Consider the following 22,073-nt stretch of genomic DNA (forward strand, 5'->3'; position numbering starts at 1 on the left):
TCTCAATTTCATACCTTGTGTGTCTGGCCCGACCGCCGTCTTTCGGCTTCGCGCAGGCGGGCGTGGGCATGACAAGTTGTTGCCGCGATGCGGATGCATCCGGGGTTTGCTCCTTTCTCCCCCAGAAGGGGGTGGCGCGCCGAACGGCGCAGTCCGTAATGGTGTCGTGTCCTTGGCGAGGACACGCGGGCGCCTTCCGGCGCGCCACACGCGGCGTCTTACTCGGCGGCGGGCCGCGCTTTCCGTTGACCGGCGATAGGCTCCGGGCGGTCAGTCAGCTCCTGACAGGGGCCCGTAGTGGTCCCGGGCGGAGCCCCGCCGCCGCCCGAGTGCCGGCTTGCGAACCGACCCGCGGGCGCCGCACCCCGTCCCGCCACTCAAGACGCCTCTAGAGCAACGCCCCTTCAGAAGGACGAGGTGGGGCGCAGCGTATCGGGAACGTTGAGGAATGTCTAGGAATTTTTTCACAGACATATCAGTTAGAGGAATGGGAGTCTGCTGCGGCGCTTAACGTTCACACGCTATGATCGGCCCATGCAGCTCGACGTCATCGACCTCAAGGATTTCTACGCCCGCCCCCTCGGGCTGATGGTGCGCCGCCTGCTCCGGGCGCGCATCAGGGCGCGCTGGCGCGACCTGAAGGCAATGCGCGCGTTCGGCATCGGCTACGCCACGCCCTATCTCGGCGAGTTCAGGGGCGAGGCCGGCGCGCTCGGCGCGCTGATGCCGGCCGGGCTCGGCGCGCTGCCCTGGCCAGAGCGGGGCCAATCCATGACGGCGCTCGTCGACGAGACGGAGCTGCCCTTGGACGACGAGGCCGCCGACCGCATCCTCCTCGTGCACATGCTCGAATGGTCCGAGCGCTCCCGTGTGCTGCTGCGCGAAATCTGGCGCGTGCTAAGCCCCAACGGACGTCTGCTGCTCATCGTGCCGAACCGCCGGGGCTTATGGGCGCGCGTCGATACCACGCCGTTCGGCTATGGCAGCCCGTTCAGCCGCAGCCAACTCGCCAAGCTCCTCAAAGAGGCGATGTTCTCGCCGGAGGCTTGGCACTACGCACTTTATATGCCGCCCTTCAACTGGCGCATCCTGATCAGATGGCCCGCTTTCTGGGAGCGGCTCGGGCTCATCCTGTGGCCAACTTTCTCCGGCGTGATCATGGTCGAGGCCACCAAGCAGGTTTATGCCGCCATGCCAGTGCGCGAGAGCGCCCAAAAAGCCCGCCGCCAGATCGTCCCGGTCCCTGCCGGCGCCGTTACGCCGCGCTCGTCGGCAAGACCGTTCATCCCTCATGAATATTGACAATCGTATGTACAATAGTCATCTTTCTACCCTATGAAAGTCGGCGATCTCGCGTTCGATTGGGACGACGGCAATCGCCAAAAATGTGAACAGCACGGCTTGTCGGTTCTGGAAATCGAAAGCGTCTTCCAAGGGCCGCTGTCGGTATTCCCCGATCCCGCGCACTCCGGCGAGGAAGAACGCTTCATCGGCATTGGCACGAGCGGTCAGGGACGTAGCGTATTTGTCGTCTTCACGTTGAGAAAGCGAGCAGAAGACAGCGTTCTGGTTCGTCCGATCAGCGCCCGCTACATGCACAAGAAAGAGATCGACCACTATGAAAAAGAAGCTTCCAAGGTTGAAAAGCGACGCGGAGGCTGAAGCCTTCGTCGACAAGGCAGACCTCACCAAGTACGACCTTTCTGAGATGCGCGAGCTTCGCTTCGAGTTCGGCCCGAAGACGGAGCGCGTCAATATGCGCTTGCCGAAGTCGTTGCTCGATGCGGTGAAAGCGGAAGCCGCAAAGCGGCACATCCCTTACCAGCGCTTTATCCGTGCCGTCCTGGAACGCGCGGTCGCGCGCCAGCGCTAACGTTACCGCGACAGGAGGAACACCGCCTGCTCGCCGAACAGGTTCTGCGCGAATAGCGGCATGGACACGCCGAGCTTGTAGCCCTTGGCATTGAGCGCCACGGCGCGCTCCACCTTGGCGCCGATGTCCTCGCATAATCCGAGAAAATCCTTGATGGTGCAGAGGTGGATGTTGGGCGTGTCGTACCAGCGGTCAGGCAGATTGTCGGTCTGCGGCATCTTCCCGCCGAACATCAGCTGCGCGCGCACCTTCCAGTGGCCGAAATTTGGGAATGACACCACGGCGCGCTTGCCAATGCGCAGCAGCTGCTCCAGCACGAGGCGCGGGCTATAGGTCGCCTGAATGGTCTGCGACAGGATCGCATAGTCGAAGGCGAGGTCCGGGTAATAAGCGAGGTCGGTGTCGGCGTCGCCCTGAATTACTGACAGCCCTTGCGCCACGCAGGAGTTCACCCCCGCCTGGCTCAGCTCGATGCCGCGCCCGTCGACGCCGCGCTTCTCGGTTAGGATGCGGAGCAAGGTGCCGTCGCCGCAGCCGATGTCGAGCACGCGCGAATCTGGCTTCACCATCTCGGCGATGAGCAGGAGGTCGACGCGGCTCGTCTCGGCAGGACGCAGCGCGCGGGGCGAGACGTTCACGTTCACGGCAGCCACCCCTCCGCCTCCTTGATGCCACGGCTCCGCGCCGCGGCGCTCAAGAAGCCGCGGATCGTGTCGAACAGCTCCGGCTCGTGCAGCAGGAAGGTATCGTGCCCCTTGTTCGACTTGATCTCGACGAAGCTGACATTGGCGGCGACCGCATTCAGCGCGTGCACCACCTCGCGGCTCTCCTCGGTGGGGAACAGCCAGTCCGACGTGAACGACACGAGGCAGAAGCGCGTCTTGGTGCCGAGGAAGGCGTTGGCGAGCACGCCCCCGTGATCGGCGGCGATGTCGAAATAGTCCATGGCGCGCGTAATGTAGAGATAGGAGTTGGCGTCGAACCGGTCGACGAACGTCATGCCCTGGTGGCGCAGATAGCTCTCCACCTGGAAATCGGCGTCGAATCCGAACGTCACCTTGTCGCGATCCTGCAGGTTGCGTCCGAACTTGTCGTGCAGTGCCTGGTCGGACAGATAGGTGATGTGCGCGGCCATGCGTGCCACGGCGAGCCCTTTGCGCGGGCTCTTGCCCTCTTCGAGGTAGCGGCCCTGGCACCAGTCCGGATCGGCCATCACCGCCTGTCGGCCGACCTCGTGGAAGGCGATGTTCTGCGAGGAGTGCCGTGCCGCGCAGGCGATCGGCACGGCGGAAAATACGCGGTCCTTATAGGTCGCGGCCCATTCCAGCACCTGCATGCCGCCCATGGAGCCGCCGAGCACCGAGAGCACCTGATCGATGCCGAGATGGTCGAGGAGGCGCGCCTGCGCCCGCACCATGTCGCGCACGGTAATGACCGGGAAATCGGGGCCGTAAGCGCGCCCCGTCGCGGGATTGGTGGAGCTCGGCCCGGTCGAGCCCATGCACCCGCCGATCACGTTGGGGCAGAGCACGAAATAGCGGTCGGTATCGATCGGCTTGCCCGGGCCCACCATGGTGTCCCACCAGCCGGGCTTGCCGGTGACGGGATGGAGGTTCGCCGCATGCTGGTCGCCGGTCAGCGCGTGGCAGATGAGCACGAGGTTCGACTTGTCGGCGTTCAGGGTGCCGTAGGTCTGATAGGCGATGGTGAGCGGTGCGAGCGTGCCGCCGCAGTCGAGCGGCAGCGGCTCGGCTTCATGAAAATGTACGATCTCGCTCTGGGGATTGGCGATCTGCTCCCGCCGCTTGAGGTCGGCGAAGCTCTCCGCTCCAGGATTCTCGTTCATCGTAACGGGGCCTACTCAATCCTTCCGGCGCAGAGCCGGTATGACGCAAACCGCTTAACCAGCCCTCTACTATACAATCCGGCGTTAGCTATGACCTCATCGCCGAAAGTCAATCTTTTCTTTGCCTTGGCCGCAAGAATGGCCGTATGAGAGGCGCTTCGCTGGAAAGCCGCCAAGGAGACTTCAGATGGCCGCCAAACGTGGGCCGACCCCGCGTCCAGGCATCCTCGACATCGCGCCCTATGTCCCGGGCACGAGTGCGCTCCCTGGCGCCGGCCCGGTGGTCAAGCTGTCGTCCAACGAGACGCCGCTCGGCCCCTCCCCGCGCGCGGTCGAGGCCTATTTGGCCGAGGCGTCGTGCCTGTCGCGCTACCCGGACGGTTCGGCGCGGCCCTTGCGCGAGGCGCTGGCCAAGCTCTACGGACTCGATCCGGGCCGCATCGTCTGCGGCGCCGGCTCCGACGAGCTGCTCAACCTGCTCGCCGCCTCCTATCTCGGCCCTGGCGACGAGGCGATCTACTCCGAGCACGGTTTCCTGGTGTACCGCATCGCCATCCAGGCACGCGGCGCCACGCCCGTCGCCGCACAAGAGACCGACCTCACCGCGGATGTGGACGCCATCCTCACCCGCGTGACGGACAAGACGCGCATGGTGTTCATCGCCAACCCCAACAACCCGACCGGCACCTACCTCTCCTTCGACGAGGTGAAGCGGCTCCATGCCGGGCTGCCAGAGCACGTCATCCTCGTGCTCGACGCGGCCTACGCCGAATATGTGCGCGCCAACGACTACGAGGCCGGCATCGAGCTGGTGGCGACGACCCAGAACACGGTGATGACGCGAACCTTCTCCAAGATCTATGGGCTCGCGGCCTTGCGTCTTGGCTGGGCCTACTGCCCTGCCCCTATCGCCGACGCGCTGAACCGCATACGCGGACCCTTCAACGTCACCGGCCCGTCAATCGCCGCCGGCATCGCGGCGCTTCAAGATCAGCCGCATATGCTTGCTGCGGTCGAGCATAACACCTTGTGGCGCGGCGGCATGGCCGAGGCGCTGACCGGACTTGGCTTGCGCGTGACGCCGAGCGCAGCCAATTTCCTGTTGCTGCATTTCCCCAAGGCCAACGGCAAGACCGCGCACGACGCCGACAAGTTCCTGCATGAGCGGCGCATCGTCCTGCGCCGGGTGGACGAGTACGGCTTCCCTGATGCGCTCCGCATGACCATCGGCACCGAGGACGAGAACCGCGTCGCGCTCGAGGCGCTGACCACCTTCATGGGCGCCAACGGCAAGTCGGGCCGATGACCGTGCCTCTGTTCGACACGCTCGCCATCATCGGGCCCGGACTGATCGGCTCCTCGATCGCCCGCGCCGCCCGCGCCGCCCGCGCGCAAAACGCCGTGCGCTCGATCGTGGCGACCGCGCGGTCGCCCAAGACGCGGGCGCGCGTCGTCGAGCTCGGCCTCGCCGATCGCGTGGTCGACACCAACGCGCAAGCCGTCGAAGGCGCAGACCTCGTCATCGTCTGCGTTCCGGTCGGCGCCTGCGGCGCGGTAGCCAAGGAGATCGCCCCACATCTCAAAGCCGGCGCTGTCGTTTCCGACGTTGGCTCCGTCAAGGCCTCGATCGTGCGCGACATGGGCCGGCATTTGCCGAGTACGGTGAATTTCGTGCCGGCTCATCCCGTCGCCGGCACCGAGCATTCCGGCCCTGACGCCGGCTTTGCCGAGCTGTTCGAGAACCGCTGGTGCATCCTGACCCCGCCCGAAGGCACCGACCCCGAGGCGGTGGCGAAGCTCGCCGCGTTCTGGCGCTTGCTCGGCGCCAATGTCGAGGTGATGACGCCCGAGCATCACGATCTTGTGCTCGCCGTCACCAGCCATCTGCCGCACCTCATCGCCTACACCATCGTCGGCACCGCCGACGAACTCGAGTCGGTGACCCGCTCCGAGGTGCTCAAGTTCTCGGCCGGCGGCTTCCGCGATTTCACCCGCATCGCCGCCTCGGACCCCGTGATGTGGCGCGACGTGTTCCTCAACAACAAGGATGCGGTGCTGGAGATGCTCGGCCGTTTCAACGAGGATGTCGCCGCCCTGACCAAGGCGATTAGGCGCGGCGACGGCGCGGCGCTTGAGGAGCATTTCATCCGCACCCGCGCCATCCGCCGCGGCGTCATCGAGGCGGGCCAGGATACACCCGCGCCCGACTTCGGCCGCCCCCACGGCCATGAGGAGTGACGCGCAGTCCCGCACGAACCTCGGCACCAGCTTGTGCGAAGAGATAGCTTGCCCTTCGCGACCTGCGGCGCATGATCGGCTTCCCGCCGCAAATGGAGCTAACCGACATGATTCACTTCAAGCTGACGGATCCGCTTGGCCTGAGCCTGCTTGTTGCCGGCGTGATGTTGGCAGCCATGCCGGCTTTGGCCGCTAAATGCCCGCCCGAGCACAAGAAAGCAGGGGTCCGGCCTCCGCCGAGCGACAAGATTTGGGACGGCGCCCAGCTGGCGACCGAAGGCATCGTCGACGAGACCATCGCCACGGTCGAGATCGACAAGGAGCCTTTCAACATCAAGGGCCGGGTGCTCCGCACGCGCACCCTCATGATCGAGCCGGGCACCGTCGTGCCGTGGCATAGCCACGATGACCGCCCCGCCATCATGTACGTGATCAAAGGCGAGCTCACCGAATATGCGTCGAACTGTGCCGTGCCGGTGACCTACAAAGCCGGAGACTATGTCGCCGAGGGGCCGGGACTGTCGCATTGGTGGCAGAACCACGGCGACGAGACCACCATGCTCGTGTCGACCGACCTTCTGAGGACGGAAGAAAGCGACTAAGACGTGGCGCATGACTGAGCTTTGGGTGTTCGGCTACGGCTCGCTGATGTGGCGGCCCGGTTTCGAATTCGCGGAGAGTGCGTCGGCCGCGTTGATCGGCGCCCATCGCTCGCTCTGCATCTACTCGTTCCACCATCGCGGCACGACCGAGGCGCCGGGCCTCGTGCTCGGCCTCGACGAAGGCGGCGCCTGCCGCGGCGTCGCCTTCCGCGTGCCCGACGCCAAGCGGGACCTGACCCTAGCCTATCTGCGCGAGCGCGAGCAGATCACCGAGGTTTATGTGGAGGACTACCGGCCCGTCAGCCTGCTCGACGGCTCAGGCCGGGAGCTTGAGGCGCTGTGCTACATCGTCGACCGGGCGCACCCGCAATATGCTGGAAAGCTCTCCATCGACGCGCAGGCGCGCCTCGTGCGCGCGGCGGTCGGCCGCTCCGGCGCCAACATCGAATATGTGCTGAACACGGTGCGCCACCTGGAGGAGGCCGGCATCCACGACGTCGAGCTGATGGCGCTCGCCGCGCGGCTCGCCGCCCCGACTTAGGCGGTCGGCTTTGCCGGCTTCGACTGGGCGGTCTCTTTCAGCAGCTCGGGTGCGCCGAAGAAATAGCCCTGCATGTACGCCACGCCCGCCTTCTCCAGAAGCTGGACGGTCCTCTCGTCGCACACCCACTCGCCGACGGTGACCACGCCGAAGCTGCGGGCGAGGTCAATGAGCGTGCGCACGAACATCTCGTCCTCGGCGTCGGTGCCGAGATTCTGGATGAACGAACCGTCGATTTTGACCATGTCGACGCCGAGCTCGCGCAAGGAGCGGAACGACGTATAGCCTGCGCCGAAATCGTCGAGCGCCACGCGGCAGCCAAGCCCCTTCAGGGTGCTCACGAATTTGATCGTCGCCTTGACGTCGGAGATGGCCGCCGTCTCGGTGATCTCCACGGTCAGCCGCTCGGTAAGCGACCTGTCCTTGCCGGTAAAGCCTTCAAGCGCCTCCATCCATTGCGAGTCGGTGGCGGTTGCCGACGACACGTTGAGCGCGAGCTTGATCTTCGGCGACGCACGCAACAGTTCCGTGGCGAGCTCGAGAACGCGATAGTCGATGAGCTTGGCAAGCCCGAACTGCTCGGCGACATGAATGAACTCGCTCGCGCTCATCACCGTGCCGTCGAGCCGCCGCATGCGCAGCAAGCACTCGTATAGCTCCGGCTCATGGCTGCGCGACGAAACGATCGGCTGCAGCGCGATCATCATGCGGCGGTCGTTGAGAGCACGAATGATTTCGTCGGCGATCGCGACGTTGCGCCGGCGCTCGGACTCCCGCCGCTCGCAGGGAGCATAGCGGTTATATCGGTCGCTGCGGCTGGTGCGTCCGGCATCGAGAGCCTGCAGAGCACGGGCGATGGCGCATTGGGCACTGCTCGCGTTTTCAGGAAGCAGTACCGCTCCTACCGAGATCGTCGTCGCCACCGCGCCGACGCTGGTGTCAATGACACTGTCTCCTATCGTGGCCATGAGGCGCCGCGCGATGGCCTCGACACCGTCCGCGTCGCAATTGTGCAGTACGACGCCGAACTTGTTGGACGAGAACCGGCCGATACAGTCGTTGCCGCGCAGAGCGCCCCCGAGCCTGCGCCCGACAATGGCGATCACTTCGTCGCCGACGTCGAAGCCGTAGGTCTCGTTGATCAAGGTAAGGTCGTTGACGCCGGCAAGTAGAAAGGCGCCGTTCTCATGCGCGCGCGACGCGTTGGACAAGAGACCGGTCAGCGCCTCGGTGAGGCGCGTGCGGTTGAGCTGTCCGGTGAGTTCGTCGTGATTGCCGTGGAACTGCGCGCGCTCCTGCTGGCGGCGGTCCTCGGTAACCCGCAAGGTGCCTTGTGCCTGGACGGGACGCCCGTCGGCGTCGGTGAAGCAGACGCCCGTGTCCTCGACCCATAACGTCGCCTTGCCGCGCCGTCCTTGCGGCAGGAAGCGATAGAACAAATTGTAGCGCAGCGCCGCGCTTGGCTCGGCATGTGGGCCGCCGGTTATACTGTCATAGCGCGCGCCGGCATGCTCGGGGTCGATATGCAGCGCGAAAGCCCGGGCCTTGCGGAGCTTGGCGATGTCGTCCACGCCGAGCAGCCCTGCGGCATTGTCCGCCCACTCGATCGTATCATTGGCAAAGTCCCACCGGTATGCCGTAGCGCGGACGCTTTCCAGCACCTGCTCGACGTCGAGCGGTTGATCCGGCCCACCGTTGCGCTGGTCGAAATCAACCACGCTTCCGCTGCCGGTAAGCTCCTTGGAGGATGGACTCACTGACTGCCCCCTTCATTTCCATGGACCCACCATGGGAGCGCCTTTTGGCGTCTCGGTTATTGACTGGAGAGGCTAGGCGACAAGGCTTAAGAAACCGAAAGCCCGCCCCTCTTCAGGGGCTCAGGAATACCGGCCGGGACGCGCTGCGCGGCGCCTTTCATTGGGCTTGGTTGACAAATGCTTTGCGCCGATCGCTGCACCGCGGGGGCAAGGGGCGTTATCCCCGCGAAGGCGCGCGGCCTATTGCGATCACGAGGCCCAGATTGGGCCCAGCGTGCCACGTCGAGACGGGGCATAGCCCCGCGCTCTTACGCCTCTTCCTTGACGGCGATCACCTGGCGGCCGCGATAGCGGCCCGACTTTAGGTCGATATGGTGGGGCCGGCGTAGCTCGCCGGAATCCTTGTCCTCGACATAGGCCGGCGCCTTCACCGCATCGTGGCTCCGCCGGTTGCCCCGCTTCATGCGGGAGGTCTTTCTCTTAGGAACAGCCATTTTCGTAGAACCTCAAAATGCCCCGCTCATCACGCGTGGCCTGACGTGGCGCCCTTATAGGGGCAATCGTAATCCCTGGCCAGGGCCGATACCCCACCTTTCTCAGGGTTTCAAGACGCAGTCCGACCGCCCGACCATGATCGGCATGCGGCGCTCGACCGCATTGGCGATCAAAAGCATCCTGCGGCTCGGCTTGCCCGGGTTGCGCAAATGCGGATTGGGCAGCGCCACGGCAAGCAGAACCGCCTCGCGCCTGGTCAGCGCCTTCGCCGGCTTGTTGAAATAGTACCGGCTCGCCGCCTCGGCGCCGAACACGCCCGGCCCCCATTGCGCGATGTTGAGATAGACTTCCAGCATGCGACGCCTCGTCCAGATCGCCGACATGAGATAGGCGAGCGGCACCTCCAGCACTTTTCGCACATAGCTCCGCCGCTTCCACAGATAGAGGTTCTTCGCCGTCTGCATGGGGATCGTGCTGGCGCCGCGCACACCCTTGAGACTGTTGGCCGCCTCGACCGCCTCCTTGACCGCGGCCCAGTCCACCCCCCAGTGCTGGCAGAAATTGCCGTCCTCGCTCGATACCACCGCGAGGCGGAGATGCGGGGAGATGTCCTCGAGCGGCACCCATTGGCGCTTGAGCGTGGCGCCCCTCAGCTTGTCCACCAGCATGACGGTGGTGATCGGCGGATTGACGAAACGGAAGATCGGAATGGAAAGCAGGAGCGCGCCGGCTGCGATCAGCAAGGCGAGGCCCGCGCGCCGCAGCCAGGGATGCCTCCAGCCCCGCCTTTTCTTGCGCTTTCGAGCCCCCTGAGTCGCCATGGCGTCGGGTTCTACCCTCCGGCCGCTGCCTCGGGCAACGCCCGACTGAAACTATGGCTTTACTTGCCAGATTTGCGGCAATGACATGGCTCGTTTATGCCTCTCCGCGACATGACCTTTCTTGCGGAACTCGAACGCACCGCCTGGGCCGTCGAGCAGCGGCTCGGCGAGCTTCTAGCCGCCGGCGAGACCGTCCCTCCGGGCGGCGTCGAGCTTGGCGAGGCGATGCGCTACGCCGCGCTCGGCGGCGGCAAGCGCTTGCGGCCATTCCTCTTGATCCAGTCCGCGCGCCTGTTCGGCATGGAGGAGGCCTCGGCGCTCGACGCGGCCTGCGCGCTCGAATGTGTCCACTGCTATTCCCTCGTGCACGACGACCTGCCTGCCATGGACGACGATGCGCTACGCCGCGGACGGCCCACCCTTCACGTCGCCTTCGACGAGGCGACCGCTATCCTTTCCGGCGATGCGCTGCTCACCCTCGCCTTCGAGATCCTGAGCGCGCCAGAAACCCATGACGACCCAGCCATCCGCGCCGAGCTTGTCCTCATGCTGGCGCGCGCCGCCGGCTGGCACGGCATGGCCTTGGGCCAGGCGCTCGACCTCAGCGCCGCGCATCATGACTTCTCGCCCGAGGACATTGCCCGCATGCAGACCCTGAAGACCGGAGCTCTGTTCCGCTTCTCTTGCGAGGCGGGCGCCGCGCTCGGCCGCGCCGACGAGCCGGCCAGGGCGGCACTGAAGGCTTATGCCGGCGCCTTCGGCCAGGCCTTCCAGCTCGCCGACGATCTGCTCGATGCGCACGGCAACGCCGAGGCGCTCGGCAAGGCCGTAGCCAAGGATGCCGGCCGCGGCAAGGCGACCCTCGTCGCGGCGCTCGGGGTCGATGGCGCCAAGGCGCACCTCGCCGGCCTCGTCGCCGAGGCGGAGCACGCCCTCAAGCCGTTCGGCGACAAGGGCGAAATGTTGGTCGACGCCGCACGCTTCGTCGCCGAACGGCGCGCTTGAGGGAAGCGGCGAATCCATATCGAATGGCGCGCATGGCCACGCCACCGGTGCCGCACCATCGCTTCCGGGATACGCGCGTATCGCGCTTCCTCCAGGCGCGCTGGCGGCTCCTGTTCTCGGTTCTCGTCTGCGTCGTGCTCGTGCTGTTCCTGCCCGACAACTACCGCCTCGTGTCCCGGCTGCTCATAGGCTGGGACGCGGGCGTTGCGCTCTACCTCGCACTTGTGATGTGGATGATCGTCATGTCCGATCCCGGCCGCGTGCGCCGCGAGTCGGCGCTTCAGGACGAGGGCCGCATCACCATTCCCGTCCTGATCGTGACCGCGGCGCTGGCGAGCCTCGGCGCCATCATCTTCTGGCTACGCACCGCCTCGGAAAGCGAGACCGTGGCGCCGCGCGTCCTTGCGCTCTTGTTCCTCACCACCTTGTTGTCTTGGGTGTTCGTCCACATCATGTTCGCTCTGCACTACGCGCATGAATATTACGCGGAGCATCGCGGCAAAGGCGGCGGCCTGCGTTTTCCCGGCGGCGGCGACCCGACCTATTGGGATTTTGTCTACTTCGCCTTCGCTATCGGCACCGCGACCGCGGTGTCCGACGTGCCGGTAACCTCGCGCAACATCCGCCAGACCGTGACCGCGCACGGCATGGTCTCGTTCATATTCAATGTGACGATGATCGCGCTAACCGTCTCGATCGCCGGCGACGCCGTCAGGATGAAGTAGCTGGCGTCACTCCGCGGCGGTGCGGCCGGCCGTGCCCTGGCCGTAGCGGCGCTCGATATAGTCGAGCACCATCTGCTTGAATTCGGCCGCGGCGCCGGGCCCACGCAAGGTCGTGACCTTCTTGCCGTCGATGAACACGGGTGCGGCCGGCGCTTCGCCGGTGCCCGGCAGAGAGATGCCGATATCGGCGTGCTTCGACTCGCCGGGCCCGTTGACGATGCAGCCCATCACCGCGACGGTAAGGTTCTCCACCCCCGGATAGCGGCGCTTCCACTCCGGCATCTGGTCGCGGATGAAGTCCTGGATGTCGCGGGCGAGTTCCTGGAATGTGGTTGACGTGGTGCGCCCGCAGCCGGGGCAGGCCGCGACCAGCGGCACGAACGCGCGGAAGCCCATGCTCTGGAGCAGCTCCTGCGCCACCTTGACCTCGAGCGTGCGATCGCCGCCCGGCTCCGGCGTCAATGAGATGCGGATCGTGTCGCCGATGCCGTGCTGGAGCAGCACCGACAGCGCGGCCGACGAGGCGACGATGCCTTTCGAGCCCATGCCCGCCTCGGTCAGCCCGAGATGGAGCGCAAGCTCCGAGCGCTCCGCAAGCATAGTGTAGACCGCGATGAGGTCCTGCACGGCGGAGACCTTGGCCGACAGCACGATCTTGTCCGCGCCCAGGCCAAGTTCTTGCGCGCGCTCGGCGCTGAGCAGCGCCGACTGCACGATGGCCTCGTGCATCACTTGGCGCGCATCCTGCGGTTCGGGGCGCGCCGCGTTCTCGTCCATCAGCCGCGTGAGCAAATCCTGGTCGAGGCTCCCCCAGTTCACCCCGATGCGCACCGGCTTGTCGTTCTTGAGCGCGATCTCGATGATCTGCGAGAATTGCTTGTCGCGCCTGTCCTTGAAGCCGACATTGCCCGGGTTGATGCGGTATTTGGCGAGAGACTCCGCGCAGGCCGGATGCTCGGCGAGCAGCGTGTGGCCGTTATAGTGGAAGTCGCCGATCAGCGGCACATCGGCGCCCATGGCATCGAGCCGCTCGCGGATATGCGGTACGGCCACCGCGGCTTCAGCCCGGTCCACCGTCACCCGCACCAGCTCAGAGCCGGCGCGCGCCAGCGCCGCCACCTGCGCGACCGTCGCTTCCACGTCCGCCGTGTCGGTGTTGGTCATGGACTGGACGACGATGGGGGCGCCGCCGCCCAAGGTCACGTTGCCGATCCTGACCGGAATCGTGCGGTTCCGCGCTTTCATCTCCATGGGCCTAGGATACATCACATTTGTGGGGCTTTTGCCACCGCCCCGGCCTCAGGCTTTTCTGCGGCTTTTCCGCCAGGCAAGGACGGCATCGGCCAGGAGCGCCGCCACCGCCACGCCGGCCGCGGCGCTGAGCGCCGTGGCGGGGTCGGCAACGCGGTCCGGGGTCATCATCTGCGCCGCCTCCACGAGCAGGGCGAACGGCAGGAGCACGGCCGCCACAACCATCGGCCGCGGCCAGGCGAAGCAGACAAGCGTCGTGAGCACGAAGAACCCGAGGAAATGCTCGATGAGCCAATGCAGGCCGAGCCGGACCTGCCAATCCACCGGGATCAGCGCCGCCACCACGATGAACGACACGACGGCCGCGATCGCCAGCCACAGCCATGGCCTGGCGGAGGCCACCATCGATTACGACGACAACGCCGCGGTCAGCGTTCCGATATTGTGGCGGAACATGTCGAGATAGGTCGGCGCCGGACCGTCCGCGTCGGATAGAGCGTCCGAATAGAGCACACCTCCGATCTTGGCGCCGGTCTCGGCGGCGATCTGATCGAGCAGGCGCCGGTCGGTGACGTTCTCCAGGAACACCGCCGGAATCTTCTCCTCCCTGATCTGGCGGATGATCTTGGCCACGTCTTGCGCGGACGCCTCGCTCTCGGTGCTCACGCCTTCCGGCGCGATGACCTCGAGCCCGTAGGCATCCGCGAAGTAGCCGAAGGCATCGTGGCTGGTGATGATTTTCCGCCGCGCCTCGGGCAGGCTCGCGACCGCCGCCTTTACCGCTTTGTCCTCCGCTTCGAGGGCGGCGAGATATCTGGCGGCATTGGCCTCGTAGACCGCCTTGCCTTCCGGGTCGGCGGCAATCAGGGCATCGCGGATATTGGTGACATAAATCTTGCCGTTGGCGAGGTTCTGCCAGGCGTGCGGATCGCTCACCTCGTCCTCGTCGTGATCCTCAGCCTTGGCATGTTCGTCGTGGTCGTGCTCGTCATGCCCCTCGGCCTTGGCGTGCTCATCGTGGTCGTGCTCGTCGTGATCCTCGCCCTTCGCATGCTCATCGTGGCCATGCTCGTCCTCGGCCTCTTCGCCATGGTGGTGATGACCCTCCTCCATGGTCAGCGGCTTGACGCCTTTGCTCGTCACCACGGTCGTCCCCTTGAAGCCTGACGACGTCTCGAGCCGCTCGAGCCAACCCTCGAAGCCGAGGCCGTTGACGAAGAACACGTCGGCGCCTGCCAGCATCTTGGCGTCAGCGGGCGTCGGACTGAACACATGCGCATCGCCGTTCGGGCCGACCAGCATGGTGACCTCGACCCGGTCGCCGCCGACTTGTTGCACCATGTCGCCGAGCACGCTGAACGAGGTGACGGCCTTGACTTTCTCGTCGGCGTGCGGCGCGACCGAAAAGCCGAGAACTGCAACGCCGAAGGCCAGGCAACCGAGAATGCGATGTTTCATGACGAGCGACTCCTTCAAAAAGGCGATCAGGCTTCGAGATGCTTGCGCGGCATGAGGTTCCAGAGGAGGCCGCCCTTCACGCCGGCAAACATGGACAAGAGGTAGAACGCGCCGCAGCCGAGAATGACGGCGGGTCCCGTCGGCACGTTGGCGTAGTAGGACACGAGGAGGCCGCCCAAGCTCGCCGCGAAGGCGACGCCGACCGCGACCCCGATCATGCCCGAGATGTCCTCGGTCCAGAACCGCGCCGCCACCGCCGGCAGCAGCATGATGCCCACCGCCATTAAAGTGCCGAGTGCCTGGAACCCGGCAACCAGGTTCAGCACCACGAGCACGAGGAATAGGAGGTGGGTCGGCGAGCTCAACGGGCTTACCGAGCGCAAGTATTGCGGGTCGAAGCATTCGAGCACCAGCGGCCGGTAGATCACCGCCAAGGTGGCGAGCGACACGGTGGCGATGGTGGCAATGAGAATGAGCGCCGCATCGTCGAGCGCGAGCACCGTGCCGAACAGTACGTGGAGCAGATCGACATTGCTGCCTTTGACCGAGATGATCATGACCCCGAGCGCAAGCGACAGAAGATAGAAGCCGGCAAGGCTCGCGTCTTCGCGCAACACGGTGGAACGGGCGACGAGGCCCGCGGCGAGCGCCACCGCAAACCCCGCGGCGAAGCCGCCGAGGCTCATGGCGGTGAGCGACAGCCCGGCGAGCAGATAGCCGATCGCCGCCCCGGGCAGGATGGCGTGGCCCATGGCATCGCCCATCAGGCTCATGCGCCGCAGCACGAGGAATACGCCGATCGGCGGCGCGGTGAGTGAAATGGCGAGCGAGCCGACCAGCGCCCGGCGCATGAAGGCAAACTCGATGAACGGCTGCACGAGGGCGTCGATCATGCGATCTCGCGCTCCCTCTCCTCGCGCGCGCAAACATCGGCATGCGAATCGAACGCCTCGGTGAGCTGGCGCGACTTGGTCAGATTGGCCGGCGTCAGCACCTGGCGCGTCTCGCCCCAGGCAACCACCTCGCGCGCCAAGAGCAAGGCGCGCGGAAAATGTGCGCGCACCTGCTCGATGTCGTGCAGCGCCGCCAGCACGGTGCGGCCCTCGCGGTGCCAGCGCTCGATCAGGGCGATCAGGTCGGCGACGGTCTTGGTATCGACGGCGCGGAACGGCTCATCGAGCAGGATCACCGCCGCGTTCTGTAGCAGGAGCCGCGCGAATAGGACCCGTTGGAACTGGCCGCCCGAGAGGGTGCCCACCGCCCGGTCGGCAAGCTCGACCAGACCAACCGTCTGAAGCGCGTGGACGATGTCGTGCCTGTTACGCGCATCGAAGCCGCCCCACGCGCCGGTCTCCCGCCACAACCCCATGGCGACGCAGTCGAACACGGAAATGGGGAAGGAGCGGTCGATCTCGATGACCTGCGGCAGATAGGCGATGTCGCGCTTGGTAAGGCCGTCGAGGGCAAGGCTGCCGCTCAAGGGCTTGAGCTCGCCGATGATGCCTTTGAGCAAGGTCGACTTGCCGGCGCCGTTGGGGCCGACCACGGCGAGAAGCTCGCCGCGCGCGACCTCGCCGGTGATGTGATGCACGGCAGGGTGGCGGTCGTAGCCGAGCGTCAAATCGCGAAACGTGATGGCGGCGGCGGGGCGCGGCGTCATGTCAAGGCCCAGAAGACAGCGAGCCATAGGACGCCGGCGGTTACTGCGACCATGGCGAGCCGCGCCGGCACCGAGGCGCGCAACAGCGAAAATCCGCTCCCCACCGCGTGTCCGCGCCGCTCCACTGCTCCACGCGACCGCACGTGCCGAATTCCCTCTTTGCTAGGCCTGTCGCGCCGGCCGGCAGTCCTCGCACAGCCCGGCGATTTCGACCGTCACTTGCTCGGCAGTGATCTCGTGCGGCGCGAGCCCGAGCAGCGTCGCCTGATCCTCGTCGGACAGGGAGATCTCCACGACCTTGTCGCAGGCACGGCAAATGGCGAAGGCGAATTTGCCGTCGCAAGCACCGTGACCGCAGGCGACGAACGCAGAGCGCGACTGGAGCCGGTGCACCATGCCCTTCTGCATGAGATCGTTCAGCGCTCGGTAGACCGTGGGCGGATGCGAAATGCCCGCCTTACGCACCCGGTCGAGGATGGCATAGGCGCTCATCGGCTCGCCCGTCTTGCGCAGGCAGGCGAGAATTTCGCTCTGATTGCGCGAGAGTTTGGGCGCGTGATCATAGTGGGGCGCATTCATTACGATGATATAACATAACATTGATGCCGCCCGTCAAGGAGCAAATAATAGGAACAACGCACCGCCGGCAGCCGTTGTGCCCATGGCGGAGGCCCGGCGCGGAGCACCCGTGCGAGCGAACTGAACGCGATGAGGAAACGCCATGTTGAGAGTGCTGACGATCATTCTTCTGGTGATTGGCATCACCTTCGTTGCCTGGTCTCTGCTCGTGATGACCGGCGGACGCGATTGGCTGGCGGCAACCATGACGGCCGACACCACGGTCGCCGACGCCGCCCCGCCCAAAGCCGAAGCGCCGACTGCCGAAGCACCCACAGCACCCGATGAGGCCAAGCCCGACGCCGAAGAAAGCGTCGAGGCAAGCCAGGGCACTGAGGAGAACCAAGCGGCTGGTGAAGACTCCACCGCCGAGCCTCCCAAGGACGAAAGCGCAGCTGCCGGCGAACCGGCAGGCGAAGGGAAGGACGAAACTGCGGGTAGCGAGAAGCCCGCTGATGAGGCTACCGACAAGCCCGATGGCGAAGCGGCCTCTGTCGATCCTGCCGGCAATCCGCTCGAAACCGCGAAGGCCGCCGAGAAGGGCAGTCTGAAGAGTCCCTACGCCGGCGACTACGCATCCGTCGCCGAGGATGGCCACAAGAAATACATGGCGGCCGGCTGCAACGGCTGCCATGGCGGCGGCGGCGGCGGCGGCATGGGGCCGCCCCTCACCAATCCTGTCTGGGTCTACGGCAATGACGGCGATACGCTGTTCCGCCTAATTGCGCTTGGCACCGTTGATTTTCAGAAGCAGGGCTATACGCGCAAAGGCTCGGAGAACGTCGTCGGGCCCATGCCGCCTATGGGAGGTATCGTCAAATCCAACGACGATATGTGGAAGATCATCGCCTGGATCTGGTCGGTCAATCCGCCGAAAGCCGCCGCGGCCCAGTAGGTCCACTACAGTAGCGCAGTCGATCACTCTCGGCGCACTTGATTCTGCCTGGCGCACGGCGTGCAATGACGCATGTCCCAGCGCATCGAGATTGTCGAAGGCGATATCACCAAGCTCAACCTCGACGCCATCGTCAACGCCGCCAATGCGCAGCTTGCGCCTGGCGGCGGCGTGTGCGGCGCCATTCACCGCGCCGCCGGGCCTGAGCTCGCCAAGGCTTGCGCCGCGCTTGGCGGCTGCGCCACGGGAGAGGCCAAGATCACGCCGGGCTTCAATCTGCCGACCCGTTTCGTCATTCATGCCGTGGGCCCGGTCTGGGGCGGCGGCGAGCGCAACGAGGGCCAACTGCTCGCGAATTGCTACCGCAACAGTCTTATGCTGGCTGCGCAATACGACCTCGCCTCCATCGCCTTCCCCGCCATCTCCACCGGGATCTACGGCTTTCCGCCGGACCGCGCCGCGCTGATTGCGGTTCGTACCGTGCGCGAGACACTCGCCGAATTTCCCTCCGTCGAACGCGTGGTGCTCTGCTGCTTCGGCGCCGACTCGCGGGCACATCACGAGGCCGCCCTCGCCGCTAAGGCGACCTAAGGCCTGAGCCATCGATGCGGCCACGCACCGCCTAGGATTAGCGGTCAAACCCAGGTAGGGTTGCTTCGGGACGATGAGTCGCCGCCAAGGCGGCCATCGACGCTGGGCAGGTGGGAACCGAGATGTTCGAGCTCGATCCGCTTCTTTTGTCGCGCATCCAGTTCGCGTTCACGATCTCCTTCCACATTCTCTTTCCCTCCTTCACCATCGGCCTCGCCGCGTGGCTCGTGGTGCTCGAGGCGTTGTGGCTCAAGACCGGCAAGCCGATCTACGCCGACATCTCCCGCCACTGGACCAAGATCTTCGCCATATCGTTCGGCATGGGCGTCGTGTCGGGCGTGGTGCTGTCCTACGAGTTCGGCACCAATTGGAGCGAGCTGTCGCGGCGCGGCGGCAACGTCATCGGCCCTCTGATGTCCTACGAGGTGCTGACCGCCTTCTTCCTCGAGGCTGGCTTCCTGGGAATCATGCTGTTCGGCCGGGACCGCGTGCCGAAATGGGTGCATTTCTTCGCCACCTGCATGGTGGCGCTCGGCACGGTGATCTCGGCGTTCTGGATTCTCTCCGCCAACAGCTGGATGCAGACGCCGCAAGGCCATCGCATCGACGATCAGGGCATCTTGCACGTCGCCGATTGGTGGGCCGTCATTTTCAACCCGTCCTTCCCCTATCGCCTGACCCACATGTTGGCGGCCGCCTATCTCACCACGGCGTTCGTGGTCGGTGGCATCGGCGCCTGGTACATCTTGCGCGACAGATGCGTTGCCCATGGCCGCATCATGCTCGGCATGGCGCTCAGCCTCATCGTCTGGCTCGCACCGCTCCAGCTCGTCATCGGCGACATGCACGGGCTCAATGCGCGCGAGCATCAGCCGGCCAAGATCGCCGCGGTCGAGGCCCATTGGGAGACGCAGCGCGGCGCGCCGCTCATCCTGTTCGCCTGGCCCGATACGAAGACCGAAAGCAATCTCTACGAGATCGCCATTCCCGAGCTCGGCAGCCTGATCCTGACTCATGAGTGGGACGGCGAAATCAGGGGACTGAAATCGTTCCCGCCCGAGGACCGACCTAATCCGGTCATCCCATTCTTCTCGTTCCGCATCATGGTCGGCATCGGCTTCATCATGATCGCGCTTGGGTTCATCGGCGCGGTGCTGTGGCTGATGGGCCGGCTCTACACCACGCGCTGGTTCCTGCGCGCGATGACTTGGGCCGCGCCGCTCGGATTCATCGCCGTGCTCGCCGGCTGGTTCGTGGCCGAAGTCGGCCGCCAGCCCTGGGTGGTCTACGGCGTGCTGCGCACGGCGGACGCCGTATCGCCCGTTCCCGGCGGCAGCGTCCTGGCCTCCATCATTCTCTTCGTCATCGTCTATGGCATCATCTTCGGCGCCGGCATCTACTACATGGCGCAGATCGTGCGACGCGGGCCTGACGAGACGCCGCCATTGCCCGAAGAAGGCGAAGGCGATCCGTCGCGCCGGCCCATGGCAGCAGCGGGGGCCCCATGACAGCCGCCAGCATGGACATCGCTCAGGCCATTCCCATCCTCTTGCCGCTCGCCTGGGCCGCGATCCTTGCGCTGGCCGTGTTCCTCTACGTGCTGCTTGGCGGCTACGATCTCGGGCTCGGCGTCCTCTTCCCGCTCGCCCCGTCCCATCGCGACCGCGACGCCATGATGGCGTCGGTGGCGCCGTTCTGGGACGGCAACGAGACCTGGCTCGTGCTCGGCGGCGGCGGGCTGCTCGCCGCCTTTCCCCTCGCCTACGCGGTGATGTTGCCGGCCCTCTACATTCCCATCATCCTAATGCTGATGGGGCTCATCCTGCGCGGCGTGGCCTTCGAGTTCCGCTTCAAGTCGAGCCGCTACCGCTGGGCCTGGGATCTCGCCTTCGCCGGCGGCTCGACCTTGGCCGCGCTCACGCAGGGCGCGATCATCGGCGCCTTCGTCCAGGGCTTCGCCGTGACGAACAATCAATTCTCCGGCGGCGCGTTCGACTGGCTGTCGCCGTTCTCCGTCGTCACCTCCATCGCGGTGCTGGCGGGCTACGTGCTGCTGTCGGCAGGATGGCTGATCATGAAGGCGGACGATGCCTTGCGCGACTGGGCCTACAAGGTGGCGCGCTATGCGCTCGTCGCCGTGGCGTTCTTCATTGTCGTCTTCAGCCTATGGACGCCATTCCTGCACCCGGAGATCGCCGCGCGCTGGTTCTCGCCGGGCAACATGGTGATGTTCAGCCCGGTGCCGCTGATCACCGCCGCCGCCGTCTATGGCTTGTGGCGGGCGCTCGAGAAGCGCCAGCGCTACGCGCCGTTCCTGTGGGGCACCGCGCTCTTTATGCTGTGCTACATCGGGCTCGCGGTGAGCCTGTTCCCTTACATCATCCCGCCCGACATCACCATCTGGCAGGCCGCCGCCGCGCCGGACTCGCAGCTCTTCATGTTGTACGGCGCGGTCCCCTTGCTCCCCATCATCCTCGGCTACACCGCGTACTCCTATTATGCGCTGTGGGACGCGCCGGAACACGACGCCTATCACTAAGCCTCACCACTTGCCGGCGAGGTCCTTCTGCTGTAGCCGCCGCTTGAGCAGCATGATCCTGCCGTAAGCCTGCTCGATGCGGGACCGTGAGACGCGTCCCTCGCACACTGCCCTGGCGATAGCGGCATGGACGTGCGTCCCAAGCTCTGAATCGTGCGACTGCTGATTTGAGAACACGAGGAGGTCTGTCCCGGCGTTGATGGCCTTTGTGACCAGGTCGTCCATTGTGAAGTCGTCACGCACCGCACCCATCTCCATGTCGTCGCTGATCACGATGCCACCGAAATTGATCCAACTCTTCTCCCTTAGCGCCCGCATGGCCTTGGCCGACAGCGAGGCCGGCAGCATTTCCCGATCGCTGAAGCGCGGATGGTAGAGATGGCCGACCATCACCGCATCGAGCAGACCATCCTTGGCGAGCCTCTGATAAGGCACCAGTTCGACCGCGCGCCATGTCTCGGAGATGTCAGCAAGCGCCTTGTGGCTGTCCGCGACGCTCGAGCCGTGGCCGGGGAAATGTTTTGCGACGGTGACGATGTTGGCCGCGCGGTGCGCCTTGATGAAGGCGGTGGCGAGCGCCGTCACGATGTTCGGGTCGGCGCCGAAGCTCCGGTCCCGCGCGCCGATCACCGGGTTGCTCGGGTTGAGATTGAGATCGACGACCGGGCCGAGATTCATGTTGAAGCCGGCCTCGGCGAGCTCCGCCGCCAGCTCGGCGTAGAGCCGCTTGGCCGCTTCCGGCGACGCATAGGCCGGATTTCTCCCGACGCTCCGCGCGGAGGGGAAATGGCGATGGCCGTTCCGGCGCGCGAGCCGCTGCACCTTGCCGCCTTCCTGATCGACGGCGATGAACGGTGCCGGCGTGGAGCGCGCATTGCGCAAGTAGGCGATGAGACTTTTGAGCTGCTCGGGTGACCCAATGTTATCCGGGAACAGCACCACACCGCCGATGACCCCGTCAGCGAGTTGCCGGCGCACGGCGATGACACCAGCGTCCTTCTCGTCGGCGCCTGGGAACCCCACCATGATCATCTGACCGATCATGGCGTTAAGGCGCGGCGTCTCGCACTTCGGCGGGCCTGCCTGAGTTCCCAGCCCCATAAGGCAAAAGAGGCAAAGCGCCGCGGGCGCAGCCATAATCCAGGGGCGACGGAAGAA

Annotated in this window: 25 protein-coding genes; 13 read left to right on the forward strand and 12 right to left on the reverse strand. The window is 65.5% G+C overall.

Annotated features, from left to right (window positions below; translation table 11 throughout):
- Window positions 1-534 precede the first annotated feature (534 nt).
- From ACRECX_RS03745 to ACRECX_RS03755, 3 genes are read left to right on the forward strand one after another with little or no spacing between them, the layout of a single operon-like run.
- Window positions 535-1,302 (forward strand): methyltransferase domain-containing protein, encoded by a 768-nt coding sequence (locus ACRECX_RS03745; protein WP_431557468.1) that lies wholly within the window; start codon window positions 535-537, stop codon window positions 1,300-1,302.
- Between the two features lie 33 nt (window positions 1,303-1,335).
- On the forward strand, window positions 1,336-1,662 hold the full coding sequence (locus ACRECX_RS03750; RefSeq protein WP_431557469.1) for a BrnT family toxin: 327 nt from the start codon (window positions 1,336-1,338) through the stop codon (window positions 1,660-1,662).
- The gene (locus tag ACRECX_RS03755; RefSeq protein WP_431557470.1) at window positions 1,640-1,873 is read left to right on the forward strand and encodes a CopG family antitoxin; all 234 of its coding nucleotides are present in this window, start codon (window positions 1,640-1,642) and stop codon (window positions 1,871-1,873) included. Before ACRECX_RS03750 ends, ACRECX_RS03755 begins: the two co-directional genes overlap by 23 nt.
- A 2-nt stretch (window positions 1,874-1,875) precedes the next feature.
- On the opposite strand, the gene metW is transcribed toward ACRECX_RS03755, so the two are convergent.
- Together metW and metX are read right to left on the reverse strand one after the other, a co-directional pair.
- On the reverse strand, window positions 1,876-2,526 hold the full coding sequence (gene metW / locus ACRECX_RS03760) for a methionine biosynthesis protein MetW (RefSeq protein ID WP_431557471.1): 651 nt from the start codon (window positions 2,524-2,526) through the stop codon (window positions 1,876-1,878).
- Entirely contained in the window at window positions 2,514-3,719 is a 1,206-nt protein-coding gene (gene metX / locus ACRECX_RS03765; protein WP_431557472.1) for a homoserine O-acetyltransferase MetX, read from the reverse strand. Before metX ends, metW begins: the two co-directional genes overlap by 13 nt.
- Window positions 3,720-3,906: 187 nt before the next feature.
- Here metX and hisC point away from each other — a divergent pair, with 187 nt between their 5' ends.
- From hisC to ACRECX_RS03785, 4 genes are all read left to right on the forward strand, one after another.
- Window positions 3,907-5,025 (forward strand): histidinol-phosphate transaminase, encoded by a 1,119-nt coding sequence (gene hisC, locus ACRECX_RS03770; protein WP_431557473.1) that lies wholly within the window; start codon window positions 3,907-3,909, stop codon window positions 5,023-5,025.
- Window positions 5,022-5,957 carry a prephenate/arogenate dehydrogenase family protein gene (locus tag ACRECX_RS03775; protein ID WP_431557474.1) on the forward strand — a complete coding sequence of 312 codons (936 nt, stop codon included), beginning with the start codon at window positions 5,022-5,024 and terminating at the stop codon, window positions 5,955-5,957. Before hisC ends, ACRECX_RS03775 begins: the two co-directional genes overlap by 4 nt.
- A gap of 107 nt (window positions 5,958-6,064) precedes the next feature.
- Window positions 6,065-6,559 (forward strand): cupin domain-containing protein, encoded by a 495-nt coding sequence (locus ACRECX_RS03780; protein WP_431557475.1) that lies wholly within the window; start codon window positions 6,065-6,067, stop codon window positions 6,557-6,559.
- Between the two features lie 10 nt (window positions 6,560-6,569).
- Complete coding sequence (locus ACRECX_RS03785; protein ID WP_431557476.1) at window positions 6,570-7,100, forward strand: gamma-glutamylcyclotransferase; 531 nt, start codon at window positions 6,570-6,572, stop codon at window positions 7,098-7,100.
- Here the strand turns inward: ACRECX_RS03785 and ACRECX_RS03790 are convergent.
- The 3 genes from ACRECX_RS03790 to mtgA form a co-directional block, all read right to left on the reverse strand.
- Window positions 7,097-8,857: an EAL domain-containing protein gene (locus tag ACRECX_RS03790; RefSeq protein ID WP_431557477.1), complete on the reverse strand. Its 1,761-nt coding sequence runs from the start codon at window positions 8,855-8,857 to the stop codon at window positions 7,097-7,099. The two genes, ACRECX_RS03785 and ACRECX_RS03790, sit on opposite strands and share 4 nt — an antisense overlap.
- Window positions 8,858-9,165: 308 nt before the next feature.
- Entirely contained in the window at window positions 9,166-9,351 is a 186-nt protein-coding gene (gene rpmF / locus ACRECX_RS03795; protein WP_431557478.1) for a 50S ribosomal protein L32, read from the reverse strand.
- 102 nt (window positions 9,352-9,453) lie between these two features.
- The gene (gene mtgA / locus ACRECX_RS03800; protein WP_431557479.1) at window positions 9,454-10,095 is read right to left on the reverse strand and encodes a monofunctional biosynthetic peptidoglycan transglycosylase; all 642 of its coding nucleotides are present in this window, start codon (window positions 10,093-10,095) and stop codon (window positions 9,454-9,456) included.
- Window positions 10,096-10,284: 189 nt separating this feature from the next.
- On the opposite strand from mtgA, the gene ACRECX_RS03805 reads away from it, so the two are divergent.
- Together ACRECX_RS03805 and ACRECX_RS03810 are read left to right on the forward strand one after the other, a co-directional pair.
- On the forward strand, window positions 10,285-11,178 hold the full coding sequence (locus tag ACRECX_RS03805; RefSeq protein WP_431557480.1) for a polyprenyl synthetase family protein: 894 nt from the start codon (window positions 10,285-10,287) through the stop codon (window positions 11,176-11,178).
- A gap of 32 nt (window positions 11,179-11,210) precedes the next feature.
- Complete coding sequence (locus ACRECX_RS03810; protein WP_431557481.1) at window positions 11,211-11,903, forward strand: DUF1345 domain-containing protein; 693 nt, start codon at window positions 11,211-11,213, stop codon at window positions 11,901-11,903.
- 6 nt (window positions 11,904-11,909) lie between these two features.
- Here the strand turns inward: ACRECX_RS03810 and ispG are convergent, their stop codons facing one another.
- The 6 genes from ispG to ACRECX_RS03840 all read right to left on the reverse strand — a co-directional run bounded on the left by ispG (window position 11,910) and on the right by ACRECX_RS03840 (window position 16,872).
- Window positions 11,910-13,169, reverse strand: a complete 1,260-nt coding sequence (ispG, locus tag ACRECX_RS03815; protein ID WP_431557640.1) for a flavodoxin-dependent (E)-4-hydroxy-3-methylbut-2-enyl-diphosphate synthase — start codon at window positions 13,167-13,169, stop codon at window positions 11,910-11,912.
- A 33-nt stretch (window positions 13,170-13,202) separates the two neighbouring features.
- Entirely contained in the window at window positions 13,203-13,559 is a 357-nt protein-coding gene (locus tag ACRECX_RS03820) for a hypothetical protein (RefSeq protein ID WP_431557482.1), read from the reverse strand.
- A gap of 3 nt (window positions 13,560-13,562) precedes the next feature.
- Entirely contained in the window at window positions 13,563-14,612 is a 1,050-nt protein-coding gene (locus ACRECX_RS03825; RefSeq protein ID WP_431557483.1) for a metal ABC transporter substrate-binding protein, read from the reverse strand.
- A gap of 26 nt (window positions 14,613-14,638) precedes the next feature.
- Window positions 14,639-15,505 carry a metal ABC transporter permease gene (locus ACRECX_RS03830; RefSeq protein ID WP_431557484.1) on the reverse strand — a complete coding sequence of 289 codons (867 nt, stop codon included), beginning with the start codon at window positions 15,503-15,505 and terminating at the stop codon, window positions 14,639-14,641.
- Window positions 15,502-16,272 carry a zinc ABC transporter ATP-binding protein AztA gene (gene aztA / locus ACRECX_RS03835; RefSeq protein ID WP_431557485.1) on the reverse strand — a complete coding sequence of 257 codons (771 nt, stop codon included), beginning with the start codon at window positions 16,270-16,272 and terminating at the stop codon, window positions 15,502-15,504. The genes ACRECX_RS03830 and aztA overlap by 4 nt, the downstream gene beginning before the upstream one ends.
- 162 nt (window positions 16,273-16,434) lie before the next feature.
- Entirely contained in the window at window positions 16,435-16,872 is a 438-nt protein-coding gene (locus ACRECX_RS03840) for a Fur family transcriptional regulator (protein WP_431557486.1), read from the reverse strand.
- 121 nt (window positions 16,873-16,993) lie between these two features.
- Here ACRECX_RS03840 and ACRECX_RS03845 point away from each other — a divergent pair, with 121 nt between their 5' ends.
- The 4 genes from ACRECX_RS03845 (at window position 16,994) to cydB (ending at window position 20,915) form a co-directional block, all read left to right on the forward strand.
- Window positions 16,994-17,785: a c-type cytochrome gene (locus ACRECX_RS03845; RefSeq protein ID WP_431557487.1), complete on the forward strand. Its 792-nt coding sequence runs from the start codon at window positions 16,994-16,996 to the stop codon at window positions 17,783-17,785.
- 72 nt (window positions 17,786-17,857) lie between these two features.
- Complete coding sequence (locus ACRECX_RS03850) at window positions 17,858-18,376, forward strand: O-acetyl-ADP-ribose deacetylase (RefSeq protein ID WP_431557488.1); 519 nt, start codon at window positions 17,858-17,860, stop codon at window positions 18,374-18,376.
- A gap of 122 nt (window positions 18,377-18,498) precedes the next feature.
- Window positions 18,499-19,884 carry a cytochrome ubiquinol oxidase subunit I gene (locus ACRECX_RS03855; protein WP_431557489.1) on the forward strand — a complete coding sequence of 462 codons (1,386 nt, stop codon included), beginning with the start codon at window positions 18,499-18,501 and terminating at the stop codon, window positions 19,882-19,884.
- On the forward strand, window positions 19,881-20,915 hold the full coding sequence (cydB, locus tag ACRECX_RS03860) for a cytochrome d ubiquinol oxidase subunit II (RefSeq protein WP_431557490.1): 1,035 nt from the start codon (window positions 19,881-19,883) through the stop codon (window positions 20,913-20,915). Before ACRECX_RS03855 ends, cydB begins: the two co-directional genes overlap by 4 nt.
- Before the next feature lie 3 nt (window positions 20,916-20,918).
- Here the strand turns inward: cydB and ACRECX_RS03865 are convergent, their stop codons facing one another.
- Complete coding sequence (locus tag ACRECX_RS03865; RefSeq protein WP_431557491.1) at window positions 20,919-21,959, reverse strand: glycoside hydrolase family 3 N-terminal domain-containing protein; 1,041 nt, start codon at window positions 21,957-21,959, stop codon at window positions 20,919-20,921.
- Window positions 21,960-22,073 lie beyond the last annotated feature (114 nt).

This window comes from Methyloceanibacter sp. (genome assembly GCF_050726195.1).
Classification (GTDB): domain Bacteria; phylum Pseudomonadota; class Alphaproteobacteria; order Rhizobiales; family Methyloligellaceae; genus Methyloceanibacter.